This window comes from Bacillus aquiflavi, from assembly GCF_019915265.1.
Classification (GTDB): Bacteria; Bacillota; Bacilli; order Bacillales; family Cytobacillaceae; genus Bacillus_BT; species Bacillus_BT aquiflavi.
Genome location: NZ_CP082780.1, coordinates 1,382,107 through 1,400,210, shown reverse-complemented (window position 1 = coordinate 1,400,210; position 18,104 = coordinate 1,382,107). Strand labels below are relative to the sequence as shown.

General features: G+C 37.4%; 11 protein-coding genes and 4 pseudogenes. 3 read left to right on the top strand and 12 right to left on the bottom strand.

Features of this window, described 5'->3' with window-relative positions:
* Positions 1–263: 263 nt before the first annotated feature.
* On the top strand, positions 264–1,736 hold the full coding sequence (locus K6959_RS06925; protein WP_163243358.1) for an alanine/glycine:cation symporter family protein: 1,473 nt from the start codon (positions 264–266) through the stop codon (positions 1,734–1,736).
* A 47-nt stretch (positions 1,737–1,783) separates the two neighbouring features.
* On the opposite strand, the pseudogene K6959_RS06920 reads toward K6959_RS06925, so the two are convergent.
* From K6959_RS06920 to hppD, 4 genes and pseudogenes are all read right to left on the bottom strand, one after another.
* Positions 1,784–2,936, bottom strand: a pseudogene (locus tag K6959_RS06920) (homogentisate 1,2-dioxygenase).
* A 46-nt stretch (positions 2,937–2,982) separates the two neighbouring features.
* Positions 2,983–3,886 (bottom strand): annotated as a pseudogene (locus K6959_RS06915) (fumarylacetoacetate hydrolase family protein).
* A gap of 78 nt (positions 3,887–3,964) precedes the next feature.
* Entirely contained in the window at positions 3,965–4,588 is a 624-nt protein-coding gene (locus K6959_RS06910) for a flavin reductase family protein (protein ID WP_163243361.1), read from the bottom strand.
* A 47-nt stretch (positions 4,589–4,635) separates the two neighbouring features.
* Positions 4,636–5,736: pseudogene (gene hppD / locus K6959_RS06905) on the bottom strand (4-hydroxyphenylpyruvate dioxygenase).
* Between the two features lie 434 nt (positions 5,737–6,170).
* Here hppD and ggt point away from each other — a divergent pair.
* Entirely contained in the window at positions 6,171–7,886 is a 1,716-nt protein-coding gene (ggt, locus tag K6959_RS06900; protein WP_374058379.1) for a gamma-glutamyltransferase, read from the top strand.
* A 217-nt stretch (positions 7,887–8,103) separates the two neighbouring features.
* On the opposite strand, the gene K6959_RS06895 is transcribed toward ggt, so the two are convergent.
* Positions 8,104–8,526 (bottom strand): hypothetical protein, encoded by a 423-nt coding sequence (locus K6959_RS06895; RefSeq protein WP_163243364.1) that lies wholly within the window; start codon positions 8,524–8,526, stop codon positions 8,104–8,106.
* Positions 8,523–8,732: a helix-turn-helix transcriptional regulator gene (locus tag K6959_RS06890; RefSeq protein ID WP_163243365.1), complete on the bottom strand. Its 210-nt coding sequence runs from the start codon at positions 8,730–8,732 to the stop codon at positions 8,523–8,525. The genes K6959_RS06895 and K6959_RS06890 overlap by 4 nt, the downstream gene beginning before the upstream one ends.
* Positions 8,733–9,037: 305 nt before the next feature.
* Here K6959_RS06890 and K6959_RS06885 point away from each other — a divergent pair, with 305 nt between their 5' ends.
* Entirely contained in the window at positions 9,038–10,063 is a 1,026-nt protein-coding gene (locus tag K6959_RS06885; RefSeq protein ID WP_262421967.1) for a M42 family metallopeptidase, read from the top strand.
* A gap of 235 nt (positions 10,064–10,298) precedes the next feature.
* On the opposite strand, the pseudogene tnpC reads toward K6959_RS06885, so the two are convergent.
* The 6 genes and pseudogenes from tnpC to K6959_RS06855 all read right to left on the bottom strand — a co-directional run bounded on the left by tnpC (position 10,299) and on the right by K6959_RS06855 (position 17,891).
* Positions 10,299–11,860 (bottom strand): annotated as a pseudogene (gene tnpC / locus K6959_RS06880) (IS66 family transposase).
* Between the two features lie 85 nt (positions 11,861–11,945).
* On the bottom strand, positions 11,946–12,299 hold the full coding sequence (tnpB, locus tag K6959_RS06875; protein WP_262421965.1) for an IS66 family insertion sequence element accessory protein TnpB: 354 nt from the start codon (positions 12,297–12,299) through the stop codon (positions 11,946–11,948).
* Positions 12,300–12,747: 448 nt separating this feature from the next.
* The gene (locus tag K6959_RS06870) at positions 12,748–13,338 is read right to left on the bottom strand and encodes a thioesterase II family protein (RefSeq protein WP_223088001.1); all 591 of its coding nucleotides are present in this window, start codon (positions 13,336–13,338) and stop codon (positions 12,748–12,750) included.
* Positions 13,339–13,691: 353 nt separating this feature from the next.
* The gene (locus K6959_RS06865) at positions 13,692–15,185 is read right to left on the bottom strand and encodes a family 10 glycosylhydrolase (protein ID WP_223087999.1); all 1,494 of its coding nucleotides are present in this window, start codon (positions 15,183–15,185) and stop codon (positions 13,692–13,694) included.
* A 22-nt stretch (positions 15,186–15,207) separates the two neighbouring features.
* The gene (locus K6959_RS06860; protein WP_262421907.1) at positions 15,208–16,992 is read right to left on the bottom strand and encodes a glycoside hydrolase family 3 protein; all 1,785 of its coding nucleotides are present in this window, start codon (positions 16,990–16,992) and stop codon (positions 15,208–15,210) included.
* 14 nt (positions 16,993–17,006) lie between these two features.
* Positions 17,007–17,891 (bottom strand): endonuclease/exonuclease/phosphatase family protein, encoded by an 885-nt coding sequence (locus tag K6959_RS06855; protein WP_246234866.1) that lies wholly within the window; start codon positions 17,889–17,891, stop codon positions 17,007–17,009.
* Positions 17,892–18,104 lie beyond the last annotated feature (213 nt).

Below are 18,104 nucleotides of genomic sequence, written 5' to 3'. Positions count from 1 at the left end.
ATTTTATATATCATTTTTTTTTCAATTTTCAATCTTTTTAAAATATTATTAATATAATAATTTTTTAAAAAAACATTCCCTATTTAACTATTAACTGTTATAATACAGATATCATTTTTTTGTTTTATTAGAATACAGTTAAAGGTCTTTCATTTATTTTAATCAAAATATAAAAATTTTAGATTGTGCGATATTCTGAATTATTTTATAATTCTAAATAGGGGGACTTTTTTCACCGTAGACAAGATGAAGGAGGTATTTTTTTGGAGAATATCATTAACAAGTTAAGCGGTATATTATGGAGTTCACCGCTTATCATTATTAGCTTAGGGGTTGGGATTATTTTTACAATTCTAACTCGTTTTGTACAATTAAGATTGATAAAAGATATGGTCAAACTACTTTTCAGCGGGAAGAGCTCTGAAGCAGGCGTTTCCTCCTTCCAAGCATTATCTGTAGCCCTTTCCGGCCGGGTTGGAACAGGAAATATCGCGGGAACTGCCACCGCGATTGCTTATGGTGGCCCAGGTGCGGTCTTTTGGATGTGGTTGATCGCCTTTTTCGGTGCAAGCACTGCATATGTTGAATCAACGCTTGCACAAATTTATAAGGTGAAACAAGATGGCCAATATCGTGGGGGCCCTGCCTATTATATTGAAAAAGGACTCGGTTGGAAATGGTATGGTATTTTGTTCGCAATTGCAACTGCAATCGCCTTAACATTATTAATGCCAGGGGTTCAAGCTAACTCGATTGCATTAGGTTTGGAAACAGCGTTCGGAGTTAAACCTTGGATAACAGGTCTTATCGTCGTTGCTCTTTTAAGCTTAATTATTTTCGGTGGGATTAAACGGATTGCCAATGTTGCTCAAGTTGTTGTCCCATTTATGGCAATCGGATACATTTTAGTTTCGTTAATTGTCATTGCTTTTAATATTTCTGAATTACCGCATGTTTTTAAGCAAATTTTTGCTAGTGCTTTTGCATTAGATTCGGCATTTGGTGGAATTGTAGGTAGCGCGATTGCTTGGGGCGTCAAGCGGGGAATTTATTCAAACGAAGCAGGACAGGGAACTGGACCGCATGCGGCGGCTGCTGCTGAAGTGTCTCATCCTGCAAAGCAAGGTTTAGTACAAGCCTTTTCTGTATACATTGACACATTGCTCGTTTGTTCTGCAACGGCGTTTATGATTCTCATTACAGGGATGTATAATACAGAATTAGAAACAGATGCACCTGAAAAAACGTATATAGTTGAAAATATACCAGGTGTTGAACCTGGTCCAGGTTATACCCAAGCAGCTGTTGAAACTATTTTCCCAGGGTTTGGAGCTGGTTTCGTCTCAATTGCACTCTTTTTCTTTGCATTTACAACAATTATGGCATACTACTATATGGCGGAAACGAATATCGTTTATTTAACTAGGGGAAAAAAGAATGCTAAGTGGGCGACATTTTGTATCAGACTTGTCATACTAGCGTCTGTATTCTATGGAAGTATCAAAACGGCAACGATCGCTTGGACTTTAGGTGATATTGGATTAGGGGTCATGGTCTGGTTAAACTTATTTGCAATTATCCTCCTATTAAAACCTTCATTGATTGCATTGAAGGACTATGAACAACAGAAAAAGGAAGGAAAAGATCCTATCTTTGATTCTCAAAAACTTGGAATTAAAAATGCCGACTTTTGGGAAGATTATAGTAAGAGAGAAAATAAGCAAGATGCTTCTTAACTAGCAACAGACAAGCCTTCCGGCTTGTCTGTTCATTTTATGTCTGTTCATTCTTCGTGCCAGCTGTACATATAAGGCTCATCTTCAATGGCTGTAGTAGATTTTACAACGTGCAACGGTTTAAACGTATCCACCATTACTGCAAGTTCGAGCGTCTCTTTTTGTCCTATACTTGCTTCAGTTTTTCCTGGATGAGGTCCATGCGGTATTCCACAAGGATGAAGGGTAATTGAACCTTCGTTAATCCCTTTTCTGCTCATAAAATTCCCTTCTACATAATATAAAACTTCATCACTGTTCACATTACTATGATAGTAAGGTGCTGGAATTGCCATAGGATGATAGTCATATAGTCTGGGTACGAAGGAACAAACAACAAATTGATCTCCTTCAAACGTTTGATGGACTGGTGGTGGCTGATGTATTCGTCCCGTAATCGGTTCAAAATCCTCAATATTAAATGCATATGGATATAAGTATCCGTCCCAGCCGATCACATCAAAAGGATGATGTCCAAGGACGTGGTGATGAATAAGTCGTCTCGATTTTGTTAATATTGTATGCTCATCTTTTATATCGTATGTTTCAAGAGTTTCCGGACCTCTTAGATCGCGTTCACAAAAAGGACTATGTTCAAGTAATTGGCCGAACTCATTTCGATATCGCTTCGGTGTCCGCAGTTGACTATTTGACTCTATTACAAAAGAGCTTTGTCTCCTTGTAAGGGATCAATCGAAAAATCGTTCCGATCGGAATAATGAGATAGTCCCCTTTTTTATAATGAATTGTTCCAAACATCGTTTCAATTTTCCCTTTTCCATAATGAACAAATAGCATTTCATCGCCATCCCCATTGCGATAAAAGTAATTCATTCGCTCAGTTACATTCGCTGTTGCAATTAAAAGGTCACTATTACCTAGTAAATATTCACGCGCAAATAACGCATCTCCTGTTCGATTAATTTCATCCGTTCTAAAATGACGATGCTTTAAGACGGTATCTGTTTCAAATACGGGATAATATGTTGATGTTGTCTCCGCCTTGATAAACTTTGTTGGCATATAATGATGGTATAAGATGGATTGAGTTCCTGAGAAACCTTTCGTCCCCATCACTTGTTCCCGAAACAATGTGCCATCTTCCTTTCGAAACTGTACATGGCGCTTTAATGGAATTTTCCCCATTTGCCGATAGTACATCACAACACCCCCATTTCTTCTTGACGTGTTCGTACTAATTTGTAAACTATTCAACTATATTTTTCAAAACACCAAGACCTGTGATTTCTAACTCAACAATATCCCCTCGTTCCAACCAGCGATGTTTCTCGGTTCCGAGTTCTAAAATACAGCCTGTTCCTACAGTCCCTGAACCGATTACATCACCGGGGTAGAGCCTAACATCTTCTGAAGCCCGTTCAATCATTTCTCCGAAGGAATAATAAATATTTTTAAAATTACCACAAGATAACAGCTTTTTTTACCTTTGCAATCATTTCCAAATTAAAACGATTGCCTATTCGATATTGCTCCAATTCATCACTTGTCACGATATACGGTCCAAGGGATGTTGCGAAATCCTTTCCTTTTGCTGGTCCAAGGCCAACTTTCATTTCTTTCATTTGGATATCACGGGCACTCCAATCATTCATAATACAATAACCAAATATATAATCCTCTGCGACTTTGCGATCAATATTTTTTCCTTCCTTCCCAATGATACAAGCTATTTCTAATTCATAATCAAGCGCATGCGTCTTTCTCGGTTTTATGAGCGATTCATTTGGACCAATGATTGCTAAATGATTAGTAAAGTAAAACACTGGCATCTCATACCATTCAGGAACTACATTAAGCCCCCGCCGTTGACGAGCTGTTTTCACATGCTCTTCAAATGCATAAAAATCACGGACGCTAATTGGATTTGACAATGGAGCACATAAACGAACTTCATTCAAATGATAAACGCCTCTATCCTCTACATGTAGCTGCTCTAAAAAGGGCTTATAATTATGGTACCCTTGAATAATCCCGAGCATTTGATGAGGAACAATCCCATTAGTCAAAATATTCACATCAATTACTTTATCATTCATGATCAGTCCGCTGCGTTCCAATCCTATTTCATTTTTAAAAGAGACAAACTTCATTCGTGCCACCCCTATTTCAACGTTCGTGTAAATGAAACGGGCATTCTACCTGCTTATAAGAATATGAAGCTTATATTTTCATTTATCATCATCTCTTTTCCTTTGAAGTATGAACGTATCCGCACTAGCTCTTGTATACATTTGTCCTGCTAATCTTCCGATTGGCTTCAATTTATTTGTATCAATTTTTCCATCATAAAATAATTCATCCGCTATATGGACAAGCATAACTTTACCAATAACAAGACTTCCTGCCCCTGGTTGATCACCAAAGTGGACAATATCGTGAAGTATACATTCTAAATGAACGTCACACTCTTTTACACGTGGAGGAGTTACTATTTTACTGTTTTCTTTCGTTAAACCAATTGCAGCAAATTCATCTATTGAGGAGGGGTATTCAATTGCACTTTGATTCATTTTTTCAGCAATTTTCTCGCTAACAACATTAATGACGAATTCCTTTGTTGCTTCAATATTAAGTAAGGTATCCTTCTTTCTACCATCTGTTCCTCTCACCATTGGTGCAAAGCAAATCATCATCGGATCGGCACAAATTCCAGTAAAAAAACTAAATGGGGCAAGATTTGCTACCCCTTTAGTATCGACTGTTGAAACAAATGCAATCGGTCGTGGCAAAACTGAACCGATTAATAGTTTATAAGCATCTTGCCAATGTAATGTATTTGGTTCGATGTTCAAAAAATATCACTCCTTTCAATAACATGTAATACACTTTAAAAACAAAATTACAAGTTGCCGCGTCGTGCCTGCTCTCGTTCTATTGCCTCAAACAATGCTTTAAAGTTTCCTTCACCAAACCCTTTTGCACCCTTACGCTGAATGATTTCAATAAACAATGTTGGGCGATCGACAATTGGCTTTGTAAAAATTTGCAATAAATACCCTTCATCATCTCGATCAACAAGAATCTTCAAATCTTTCAGCTTGTCAATTTCTTCATCAATCTTTCCAACTCGCTCGGTCAATTCACCATAATAAGCATCAGGTGTATTTAAAAAATCAATGCCATTTTCGCGTAAAGCAGATACCGTTTTTACAATGTCGTCAGTAAGGAGGGCGATATGTTGCACACCAGCACCGTTATAAAATTCTAAAAATTCTTCAATTTGTGACTTCCGTTTCCCCTCTGCAGGTTCATTAATTGGAAATTTAATTCGATCTCCGTTTGTCATTACCTTTGACATGAGCGCTGAATATTCGGTACTAATATCGTCGTCATCAAAGTGAATCATTTGCTTGAAACCCATGACATTTTCATAATATGTTACCCACTTTTCCATTTCCTCGACATTTCCAACCACATGATCAATACCTAATAAACCTGTTTCTTTTCATGGAATATGAACATGAGCGGGTACATACCCAGGTAAAAAAACACCATGATAGTTTTTTCGCTCAATTAACGTATGAATCGTATCTCCATACGTCCCGATGACTGCTTTTTTAATTGTTCCATGTTCATCATGTATTTCCATTGGAGGAATGATTTCGATTGCACCGCGTTTCGCCGCTTCATGATATGCAGTGTCAATATGATCAACAAGTAAAGCAATATCTTTTACCCCATCACCATGCTTTTTAACAAATTGGGAAATACGGCTGCTTTCATTTAATGAACCAGTTAAGACGAGACGAATTTGATTTTGCTGAACAACATAAGAGACTGATTCCCTGTTACCAGTTTCTAAACCTGAATAAGCAATGGGCTTAAATCCAAATACGGTGCAAAAATAATGACAAGCCTGCAATGCATTTCCAACATAAAATTCTAAATAATCAACATCTTTAACAGGGAAAAAATCAACATTTACCGCTTGTTCATTCATCATCTTTTCTTTACGCATAAAGCACCCTCCTGTTTTTAATATTACTAATCTTTACACTATTATGATATTACCAACTTGTAAAATCTTTCAAGAATACAAATTGAAGCTAAAACGCTTTATTGTAATAAAGCGATTGAAAACAAAAGAGTATAGTTCGAACTATACGATGATAAAAAATTAGGTGTTTGTACTCAAAATTCCGAATATTTAATCACTTTTCTTGATTGCGCTTTCACCTTTTTTTAATCTAGTAGATAAAGAATAACTGCAATCAGTGGATCCACTGATTGTAAATATTAAGGCAGTATTCCTTCTGAGTGATTCAGGACGCCGAATATTGCTAAATGCAGATTAAACATAATATACGAGGAGGAGTAAAAATGAGAAATTGGCGGAAAGCTGGCTTCATTACTTTTGTTTGTTTCTTATTATTAATGGGAACGATCCCTTTAAAAGGAGAGGCAAAAAAACAACCAGTTTACTATGATAAATACAGCCAAGTAGACGTTGGCAAAGATGGAATGGTAGCAACTGCCCATCCGCTCGCTTCTGAAATCGGAGCAGATGTGTTAAGGAAAGGGGGAAATGCTGTTGATGCAGCAGTAGCTATCCAGTTTGCCTTGAACGTAGTCGAACCGATGATGTCAGGTATTGGCGGCGGCGGGTTTATGATGGTATATGATAATGAAACAAAAAAGACGACAATTATTAACAGTCGTGAGCGTGCTCCAGCAGGTGCAACCCCAGATATGTTTTTAGACAAAAACGGAAAACCAATCCCCTTTTCAATTCGTTCGACTGGCGGATCAGCAGTTGGGGTTCCCGGTACATTAAAAGGACTGGAAGAAGCTCTTCATATATGGGGTACTCGCCCTTTAGAAAAGCTTATTACCCCTGCAATCAAGTTAGCTGATAAAGGATTTCCGATTGATTCAGTTCTAGCAAATGCAATTAAAGATCATCGTGATAAATTATCGCAAACTGCTGCAAAGGATGTTTTTTTACCTAATGGCAAACCTTTAGAAGAAGGAGATATTCTCGTTCAAAAGGATTTAGCAAAAACATTTAAACTAATTCGTTCTAAAGGAACAGATGCTTTTTATCATGGGGAGATTGCAACTGCAATCGCTGAAACAGTTCAAAACTTTGGCGGATCAATGACAAAAGAAGATTTACGTAACTACAACACTACAATCGATGAACCTATTTGGGGGGAGTATAAAGGATATAAGATTGCTAGTATGCCTCCACCAAGCTCTGGCGGTGTTTTCCTTCTGCAAATGTTGAAAATTCTTGATGACTTTAACTTATCTCAATATGATATTCAATCTGTAGAAAAATATCACTTATTAGCTGAAATAATGCATCTTGCTTATGCTGATCGTGCAGCTTACGCGGGTGACCCTGAATTTGTAAATGTACCGTTAAAAGGACTACTCCACGATGACTATATTAAAGAACGTCAGCAACTAATCAGTTTAGATCGTGTCAATCACGATGTAACAGCTGGTGATCCTTGGAAATACGAACAAACAACTGCACATAATGAAGTAACAAACATGATCGACGATCGTCAAGATGGGGAAACAACCCATTTTACCGTTGCAGACAGATGGGGAAATGTCGTTTCATTTACAACGACAATTGAACAGCTATTCGGTACCGGCATTTTAGTTCCAGAATACGGAATTATTTTAAATAACGAGTTGACAGATTTTGATGCCGTCCCTGGCGGTGCTAACGAGGTGCAGCCAAACAAACGCCCGTTAAGCAGTATGACACCGACCATTATTTTTGCAGATGAAAAGCCTGTGTTAACAGTCGGCTCTCCAGGCGGTGCAACAATCATTTCTTCTGTTTTACAAACGATCCTGAATACGTTTGAGTATGATATGGAGCTGAAAGCAGCCGTTGAGGAGCCCAGAATTTATACGAACAATTTAAGCTCTTATCGATATGAAGAAGAGATCCCTCCTCATATAATAGAGCAATTAAATGAGATGGGACACCGTTTTGGCCAAAGTCCAACAACGATCGGAAACGTACAAAGTATTTTAATCGATCATCAAAAAGGAATGTTTAAAGGGGTCGCCGATTCAAGTCGAAACGGTGCAGCAATCGGCATTACTTTAAAAGGAAAACAGAAATAATTATAAAATGAGGTATAAGCAACTAAATGTATCGCGAGGATGTTCGGAATAATAACCGAACATCCTCTTTAACTGTTAACAAACAAACTTATGAACGACTGTTCGATTCACTTTCGCTTTGACTGATTAGCGTGATCAATCGGGTCAAAGAAATCAATTAAAAGATTGAATTTTTCTAAATCTATTCTTTATTGAAACTTGTTTTTTCTAAATCCTATTACCTTCTTTTAATAAAAAAAGCACCTATTGCTACAATCAAAAGATACGAAAAGAAAAAGATCCATAGATAAAAAATTGAAATCGATTCCTTTCCTAAAAGTGTGAAAACTGCCAATGCTATAAATAAAATAGCTAAGGAAAGATGTGAAGCGTATGCAAAAAAACGGAAGACATTGTGAATGATTCGTTCATCTGCTTCAGGAAGGTTATCTTTTTTCCGTATCTGCTTCATCACTTCAATTATTGTTAAAATTATAGTTACTACTAAACCACCTGCAAGCACTTCATACGGAAATTCTCCTTGAAAGAAATAGACAAGAAATGAACCCAAAATAACACCTATAAAAGTACAAATAATAATAAAAAATTGGCTCCACTTCGCTAAAATCGTCCCGTAACTTTTTCTTTCTTGTATACTCATTCGTCTTCCTCCTCTAAAATAAAGATTTCATCTATTGGCATTTCAAAGTAAGCTATTATTTTTAAAGCTAATTCCAAACTAGGGTTATACTTGTGTTTTTCAATTGCATTTATAGTTTGACGCGTAACTTGTAGATCCTCGGCCATTTTTATTTGAGTGATCCCCTTTTTTTGGCGGATTTCCCGAATATGATTAATCACCCTCATTTCTACCCTCCAAATGATAGTTAAGATATCTTTACATATATAATAATAATAAAATAAGCGGGTGTAAAGATACCTTTACATTCACTAAGCTTAATTTTCTAATAAGATTTTTACACGATGATCCAATTTATGATTTGTACAACAACTAATTTTCTAACCAAAATCTGATGATCCTTAAGTCATTTTTATAGATTAAATTTAAATTTACGTTTTTTATGCAAAAAACTGTATAATAGTAGAGAGTAATTAACCGTTGTTAAATGAAAGGAGATAGTCAATTGTCATATCCACATACAGATAAAACAATGGAATTAATTAAACAATTAGTCTCAATTCCAAGCCCTTCAGGAAATACGAATGAAATCATTTCGTTTGTTGAAAAGTTTTTACAAGAAGCAAATGTAGAAACGAAGCGAAACAGAAAAGGCGGACTAATTGCAGTTATCCCTGGAAAGGACACAAATAACCATCGAATGTTAACCGCACACGTTGATACACTCGGAGCGATTGTAAAAGAAATTAAACCGAGCGGTAGATTAAAACTAGATTTAATTGGCGGCTTTAAATATAACTCCATCGAGGGTGAATATTGCCAAAACGAAACGTCTTCGGGGAAAATATATTCTGGAACGATTTTAATGCACCAGACGTCAGTTCACGTGTATAAAAACGCTGGGAAAGCAGAGCGCAATCAAGATAATATGGAAGTGCGCATTGATGAAGTAGTACATAACGCAGACGATGTTCGTGCACTTGGCATTGAAGTTGGAGATTTTGTTTGTTTTGATCCAAGAGTGGAATTGACACACAATGGCTTTATTAAATCTCGTCATTTAGATGATAAAGCAAGTGTCGCCATTCTTCTCCAGCTTATTAAACAAATAAAAGCCGAGGACATTCTTCTCCCATACACAACATATTTCCTCATTTCAAATAATGAAGAAATCGGCTACGGAGGTAATTCAAATATTACTCCAGAAACAGTTGAATATTTAGCAGTTGACATGGGAGCGATTGGTGATGGACAAGCAACAGATGAATATACCGTTTCAATTTGTGTAAAAGACGCAAGCGGTCCATATCATTATGAGTTAAGAAAACATCTGGTCCATTTAGCAGAAAAAAATAAAATTCCATATAAACTAGATATATATCCTTACTACGGGTCAGATGCTTCAGCAGCCATTCGTTTAGGGCATGACATCGTTCATGGACTAATCGGCCCAGGAATCGATTCTTCTCATGCGTTTGAAAGAACTCATCGATCATCAATTGAAAAAACAACGAAGCTAATTTACCATTATTTGCAGTCGAAGATGATCGACTGTTAAGAAACAACGCTATTAGTCATTCATACTATAAATAAAAGGAAGGTGTCCTCAAGCGAAATAGCTATGAGACACCTTCCTCATTCATATAAAAATGTTATTAAATTTACCGCTCATATTTTGTTTTATCGTAAGCCCGAACTATAAAAATATGCGCACCTTCTGGTGCGCATGACAATTAACCGTATTTCATGATCTTTTTGGTCAAAATACGGCTAATTTCATTTATTTACTACATTTATTTACTACATTCTGCCTTGATCATTTTCGACCATGGCATATATTGATCTAAAATTTCAGGGTTTTGATGGATACTACAATTTGGTAGATCGGTCAAAAGCTTTTTTATATATTCGTAGAAATCGATGCCGTTACTTTTGGCTGTTTCTGCGATACTCAAACAAATGGCGTTGGCTTTTGCCCCAGCTTCGCTGACCGAAAATAGCCAATTTTTTCTTCCAATGACATTGGGTCGGATGGCATTTTCCGCGGGATTATTATCAATTTCAATCCGGCCATCATATAAGAATGCCTTTAATCCATCAGCTCTATTAAGTGTATATTCTGCCGCCTTCGCAAGGGCATTTTTTCCGAAGAATGGCGATGTTTCAACCCAGTTAAGGAATTCCTCCACTATTGGCTTTGAAAACTTTTTGCGTTTTTTTCTACGTTTACTCGGGGACAAATGTTTAAACTTCCTCTCGAGCCGATACAAATCATCGCAATACTTCACACCAATTCGGCCATTTTTGCTGTCTGCTTTTAGCCAATAACGCCGAACATGAGCCCAACAATTCGCAAAGCTGATTCCTTCAATTTTGTCATATGCAGAATAACCATCACAGATAATCGTTCCTGAATAATCTTCAATAAAACTTTCAAGAACTGAACGTGCACGTGATAATGAACTTTGAAATAGAACTATCGTTGGCCCCTGGCAAGGTATACTTCGGTAGACCCAGTTATAGGCATTGGCTTGACCCGGTTTACCGTCAGAACGATTAATAATTTTTGCATACGTTTCATCAATATGTAAAACGGATTTTGCCATCATGATCGTTTTCATTCGTTCATAGATAGGAAGTAGCCAATCACCTGCTACACGAATGACCCAATTGGAAAGGTTTTTGTCATTCGTATCCAGTCCATAACGAACCCATTCCTTCACCTGACGGTGAAGGGGTAAGTACTGCACAAATTTATCATAGATAACTTTGGCAAGTACACTGGGACTAGTAATACTGCGTTGAATAACTGGTTGTGGTGCTTTCCCACGTTTTATTTGCGCTGGTTGGGATGAATCCCCCTTACATTTTGTACACCCATAAGCATGTTCAATGTGTTGAATTTTCTTCATCCTTGCTGGAATGAATTCTGCCTCTTCACGTACGATTGTGCTGCCGATCTCAATCATTTGCCCTTGGCAACACTCACAGATTGTATTTTCTGGATGATGATGAATGTCATCTACTTCAATGTCATCATGTAATGAATCGTTTCTTTTTTTTTTTTTTGAACTTTTCGTACAACAGTATAAGAAATCGTCTGTTGGCTTTGTTCTTCTGTGTGCTCAGAATCGCTAAAAGACGAGTCATCATCAAATAAAGAGGCTTGCCCGTCTGGCGCATTGTATTTAGATTTCTCCGTTTTAGAACCATATAAAGCTTTTGTTAGCTGGCGAACTTGCTGTGATAGAGAATCAATCTTCTTCATTAATTCTTTATTTTGCTGGTTCGAATGAGCCAATTGTTCTTCAAGTAATTGAATTAATTTGTCCTTTGAAGAAGAGTCTTTTCCCACAATGTTCACCACTTTTCGTCCATTTTCGTACTCCTATTATAATCATTTTAAACCTTGAAATAAAGGAAAAATAGGTAGAAAAAGTTCAGAACGCGCCTTTTGGCGATGGTTGAATGGCCTTTGGCTGCTGAATGGATAACCCCTCAAGCAACCACCTGAGCTCCTTCTGAGATAGATTACGAACTGCTTGTTCATCTTTAGGCCATTGTAGCTTACCATTGTCCAGTCGTTTATAGAGCATGGCGAAGCCATCCCCATCGAAATACAGACATTTATATCTATCTTTCTTCCATCCGGCAAATAAGAATATAGAGTCGCCATAGGGGTCTAATTCAAAAGAATCTTGAATTAGAGTAGCCAATCCGTCAATCCCCTTCCGCATATCCGTTTTCCCACAGATAATATAGATATTTTTTTCATCCGTATAATCATGTTTCACCAATGTTTCAACTCCCTCATGATTGCTTGGATGACGTGCTCCTCTACGCCGTTGAAGAAGGCAATTTCCGCAGCTGCTGTTTTAATCATGCAAGCAGGTTTTGAGGAAAGCTCAGCTCAGCTGGAACTGAACTAGTAGAATTATTGTTTTCGGTATGTAATGTAACGGGGACAATAGTCAATTTTTGTTGTGGCATTTGAAAAGCACCTCCTTTTTTAATAGATACGCTTATCGTACCAGGAGGTGCTTCTATTTTATATGCGTTGTTTGAATTCGGGCTTACGTTTTATCAGCTAAAATTTATACATTATAACTCATTTTATTCCTAATCGTACGATTAATAATCTCGCTAACTTCATGCGTACATTCGTTAATAAAAAAATGTCCGCCATCAAGTTCATGCAATTGAAATGTTTTGTTCGCGTGGATCCCCCATCCTTTTATATCATCAAATGTCATTGTTTGATCTTTTTTTTTTTTTTTTTCCAAACAAAGCCGTCATGTTGCAGCCGATTTTTTGCTTTTTGGAAATATATTCGTACGTTTCTACGATTTTAAAGTCCGCTCTAAGAATCGGGACGAAAAAATTGATCAAATCTTGATTCTCAAACATAAGACTTGATGTCTTCATACCATATTTTAAAACTTCTTCTTTAAACTGTTCTAAAGGAAGATGATAGGAAGTTGACTCACGCAACCTTCTTTGCGGTGCTATTCCACCAGAGAAAAACAAATGAACAGGTTCTTTATACCCATTTTCAATTAACTTATAATACAATTCATAAGCAATTAGACTCCCCATACTATGACCAAAAATAGAATATTCTGATTTATCATTTAAAAAAGGAATGACTGATTCATATACATCCTCAACAATTGAAATGATATGATCGCATAAAGATTCTTCTATTCTATTTCCTCTTCCCGGTAGTTCAATCGGGCATAGTTCAATATCATCTGTTAAATACTTTTTCCATTTATAATATACAGCTGCATTCCCTCCAGCATAGGGAATACAAAATAATTTTACCTTGTCCATCTTCATCACTCTTTTATGTATTATTTTTTAAAATATTTTCTCGGATCGCAGAAAAACTAGATTCATATGGATAAAATAACAATAACATTAAATAACAAAAAATTCAATCTCATTTAAAAAATGCGCTTTTATGAAGTTCTCTCCATATGAAGTTAAAAAAATTAAAATCACCGCAGCTGAAAGGTCAGCGGTGATTTGGACTCATAAACGCTACCGCCTCATTGCTCGTACCTTGACTGCACAAGCGTTTTCACAAACAGTCTGAAGATCATACTTGTTTATATTCTAAATTACTTCATTCATGTCAATGCTGATTTTTTTACTAGATTTGAACATTTGCTTCTTCTAACATCCTACTTATTAGCCTGAATCTCCGCTGTCGTCACTTTACCGGCTTCAACTTTTACATGAACAGTTGGGGCATTTGTGCTCTCGGTTTTATATTTTATAATATAGTTTCCTGGTGTAAGTTTACTGACGCCAAACCATCCATTTCCATCTGTTTTTATAAATTTAGCGAATCCTTCCTCACCTTTTAACTCTATCATCGTATCACCAACAAGCTGTCCGCTTTGATCTTCAAGAACTCCCATTAAATAACCTGTTATCGGATTTGTTTTCCACGGCATCTCGGGTACTCGAACTTTTTGTTCAAAAACAGCAGTAGATAATGCGTTAATAAAATTTTCTATCGGCTCGTTATCTACATTTGTAACAGCGTAACTATAGAAACTTACCCCAGCGAGCTGTTCACCGTCTTCATTCGCCTCAAGAGCCCGTTTTGTTTGATTGAGAGTATTGTTAATTGAATTTAAATATGCAGCAGGCCCAGCTGCAATTTGTCTATTAAATTGATTTTTCTTTTCCCATGCAATCCATTGATCATACCATTTCTTTTGTAACTCTACATGCTCGCGGTTATAATTCATCGGAATCGCCATGTCAATTATTTCTTCTTTCAGCACCCCCTGCCAATCTTGAAATACTTCTGTCATTGTCCGTGTTTTTTCATAATCATCTTGTGTCTCCGGTCCAGCTCCCCAAGCAATTGTAGCAACAGTTACTTTTACTTCTGGTTTGACAGCAATTGCATTTAAATAAGTCTTGCGAACAAGATTATTCACCTGATCTCTTCTCCAACTTCCCCAATTTTGATCAGCTGGCTTAGGAATATCCGCCATTTTATATTCTTTTTGAAAACGTTCAACACTAGTCGGATTATACCCCCAATCCGTTCCCATATATCTTGCAAGATCTAAATGAATCCCATCTACATCATATTCCTTTACAACATTCACATATTGTTCAACTGTATAATCAAGAGCATCTGGATGCCCTGGATCGAGAACATAGTCGGCACCAGCTCGAATAACACCATCATACCTTGTCATTAACCAAAAATCTGCTCCTTCCGAAGATGGTCCATGCTGATTAAAAACATGGTTTGCATCGATCGGAGGATAAAGGGAATTCCAAATTGGCAAAGTCGCAAGCCATGCATGAACTTCGATTTTAGGCTCCATCGCATGTGCCTTGTCAATCAGATCTTGAAGCGCATCAAAACCTTGTTTTAACCGTGGGTCCTGTGTTCTCGGTTCAAGTGATTTATTAAAATAAGCATCACCTCTTCGACGCACTTGAACAATCACTGTATTTGCATTTGCATCATGTACGTCTTTGAGCAACTGATCAACTTGTTCTGGCGTTTTTATCCCATCATGGAACGCATCAACCCAAAAAGCGCGCAACTGTTCATGGGTTTGTTCCTGTGCATTCGTCCTGTCCGGCAGCCATGTCAAAAAAAACAATACAAATAGAAGACTAAATTGAACAACTTTTTTGCCCATTATTTCTCCTCCTATTAATAGATTAATAGCTTAAACCATGACCGTATGGGTATAATGTCGGAATAGTCACAGGAAGCTGCCCAGTCGGAGACAGTTCACCAGTCAAAACTTTTGCTAATGCTTCAATAGAAACTTGTCGAAACCCGTACGTTAACACATTGGCATCAATATCTGGAAATGCAAGCAAATCGTATGGATTCCGCATCGATGCAACAACAACTTTTTTTCCGGAGTCTTTCAAAGCACGAACAAGCTCTTTTTGAGCCGAATTTGTATTTGCTGTGTATGTTGTTACAATCACGATATGAGCATTTTGTGCTTGTTCTACAGCCGAACTGATTTCAGCACTCGTTGGATTAGTGCTAGTTGGATAGCTGTTAGAACTGATTCCTTTCTCAGTAAGCAGCTGTGAAAGCATACTTGGATTTCCTACTGAAGGTCCAGTAACAAATATTTGCTGCTCTTGTTTCAATGGTAATATGTCGTTGTCATTCTTTACGAGCGTAATGCTTTTTTCAGTTATTTCAGCTGCTATATTCAAATGATCATCTGTACCAATGTTTTGTATTTCATCTGCAGGAGTTTCAGGGGAATGGAAAAGACCTCTTTTAAACTTTAACATTAAGATTCTAAAAACAGATTCATCTACACGTTTTTCAGAGATCTCACCGCTCTGTACGGCATTAAGCATTGCATTATAACTAAGCTCAACATCTGGAGGATTAAGAAGAATATCAGCCCCAGCCTTAAAAGCTTCTACAGGAACACGTTCTCTAGGAACGACGTTCGCCCCCGACATTCCGAGGCTATCAGTAATGATAACACCATTAAATCCTAATTCCTTCCGAAGCAAATCAGTTAAGATTGGTTTCGATAATGTCGCTGGGAGTCCGGAGTCATCAAGAGCAGGGACGACAATATGTCCCGGCATAATCGCATCAATTCCGTTATGAATCGCTGCTTTAAAAGGCTTTAAATCAACTTCATGCAACGTTTTTAAATCATGGTTAATAATTGGAAGACCGTAATGAGAGTCAACATTCGTATCACCATGTCCGGGAAAATGCTTTGCAGTCACGATCAGATTTTGACTTTGATATCCTTTCACTTGAGCTGAACCAAGATCAGCAACAAGCTCAGGACTTTCTGAAAAAGACCTCACTCCAATAACTGGATTGTCAGGGTTTATGTTGACATCTAGCACTGGGGCCAAATCCATATTAATTCCAAGACTTTTTAACTCTGCACCCATGATCTCAGCGGATTTTTCCGCATAAGCTGTTGACCGGGAAGCGGCAATTGCCATATTCCCTGGAAAAACAGTTGCCGGCTCAGTCACTCTTGCTACTACCCCACCTTCTTGGTCGGTAGCAATTAACAACGGGATCGGCATGCGCTGATCCATTGCAATTTTTTGTAATCCGTTCGAGAGAGAGTTAACTTGTTGAGCATCAAGCGGAGTTCCAATATTATCTGTCCAGTTAAAATAAATAACCCCGCCGATATGGTATTTTTCAATCGCCTCTTTAAAATTTTTTGCTCCTCTATTTTGTCTTACATTCGTTTCTTCATAACTTGCGTCTTCCGGGGTTTTCCCATAAACATGAATCATAAACAGCTGGCCGATTTTTTCTTCAAGAGACATATGTTGAATTTTACTTTGTATCCATCCTCTTGCTGCTTGATCATCCTTCCATCCCGGCCTTGTCGGATCATCCCAGGCTGCTGAAGTAACAGCAGACAAAGGTCCACTCATAACGAGAATAAGAATAAGTAACATACCGAGGAAACGACAACATATTTTCATGTTTTTTTCTCCTTTCAATGATTACTAGTTCCACGCCGAAGAGTGACATCCGCTATGACAGGCAAATGATCTGAAGCTAAAGTTGACAGTACTTGTGCATTTTCTATTTTAATACCAGCAGTTGTGAAAATATAATCGATTCTCTTATTCGGATTAAGTGCAGAAAATGTAAAGCCAGGCGATCCATTACCAGCTAAGATCCAAACATCATTAAAATGTGTAAACAATGGTAAAAGTTCTGGGGCGTCAGGTGAAGCATTCATATCTCCAACGAGAATTTTTTCTCCAGGCAGTTGCGAGAAAATATTTAACATATCTTGTACTTGCAACTCTCTTACATAAGGGTTAGATCGGTAATCGAGATGTGTAACATAAAAGGGGAAAATGGCTCCCTTTGCATTAATTTTAACTTCTGCAAATCCAGGTGTAAGTTGCGGTGAAGGGTTTGTGTCTTGAGTAGATAATCTTGTCATTTGTTGATTTTTTGCATAAATGATTGGGTATTTACTTAACACAGCTACGCCAAATTGTCTTCGAGGCTCGTCCTCTTGGTAAGGATCAAGGTCATAGATTGGTGCGAAAAAAGCAAACATATCTAGCCTCTCACTCAGTTTGGCTATTCCATTTTCAAAATCGCTTCTCGTCCCCCAATGAACATCAACCTCCTGAAGACCAATCACATCTGCGCCTGATTGCTCAATCACTTTGGCAATTCTTTCGAGATCATACGTTCCGTCAGATCCACTACCTGCATGAATGTTGTAAGTCATCACTCTAATAGATACATCCCGTTTGGAATTTTCTGTAGTGGCTTGCGCTGTTTGCTTAGGAAATACAGAGGAAAATATGACGACAACGAGCAACAAAATAACAGTGAACAGCTTTTTAGAATGTTTCAATATTTCTTACCCCTCTCTCTTAAATAGTTTGTCTGTCTATTCCTGCTGTATCTTTAAAATAACAAGATTACCATCTAGTTGTCTATACAACTATAGCACCAATTATGATGCTTAAAGACCTATGAATGTCCATGTTAAAACAGATTTGTTCACCACGATTAATCTGTATTACAATAGAATGAAAGTGTAAGAGGCAAAATGGGAAGTTTGGTG

Coding starts and splice junctions, on each gene's coding strand:
- ggt (WP_374058379.1), top strand. CDS start 6,171: ATGGGAACGATCCCTTTAAAAGGAGAGGCAAAAAAACAACCAGTTTAC.
- K6959_RS06895 (WP_163243364.1), bottom strand. CDS start 8,526: ATGAGTATACAAGAAAGAAAAAGTTACGGGACGATTTTAGCGAAGTGG.
- K6959_RS06890 (WP_163243365.1), bottom strand. CDS start 8,732: ATGAGGGTGATTAATCATATTCGGGAAATCCGCCAAAAAAAGGGGATC.
- K6959_RS06885 (WP_262421967.1), top strand. CDS start 9,038: ATGGAATTAATTAAACAATTAGTCTCAATTCCAAGCCCTTCAGGAAAT.
- K6959_RS06870 (WP_223088001.1), bottom strand. CDS start 13,338: ATGGACAAGGTAAAATTATTTTGTATTCCCTATGCTGGAGGGAATGCA.
- K6959_RS06865 (WP_223087999.1), bottom strand. CDS start 15,185: ATGGGCAAAAAAGTTGTTCAATTTAGTCTTCTATTTGTATTGTTTTTT.
- K6959_RS06860 (WP_262421907.1), bottom strand. CDS start 16,992: ATGAAAATATGTTGTCGTTTCCTCGGTATGTTACTTATTCTTATTCTC.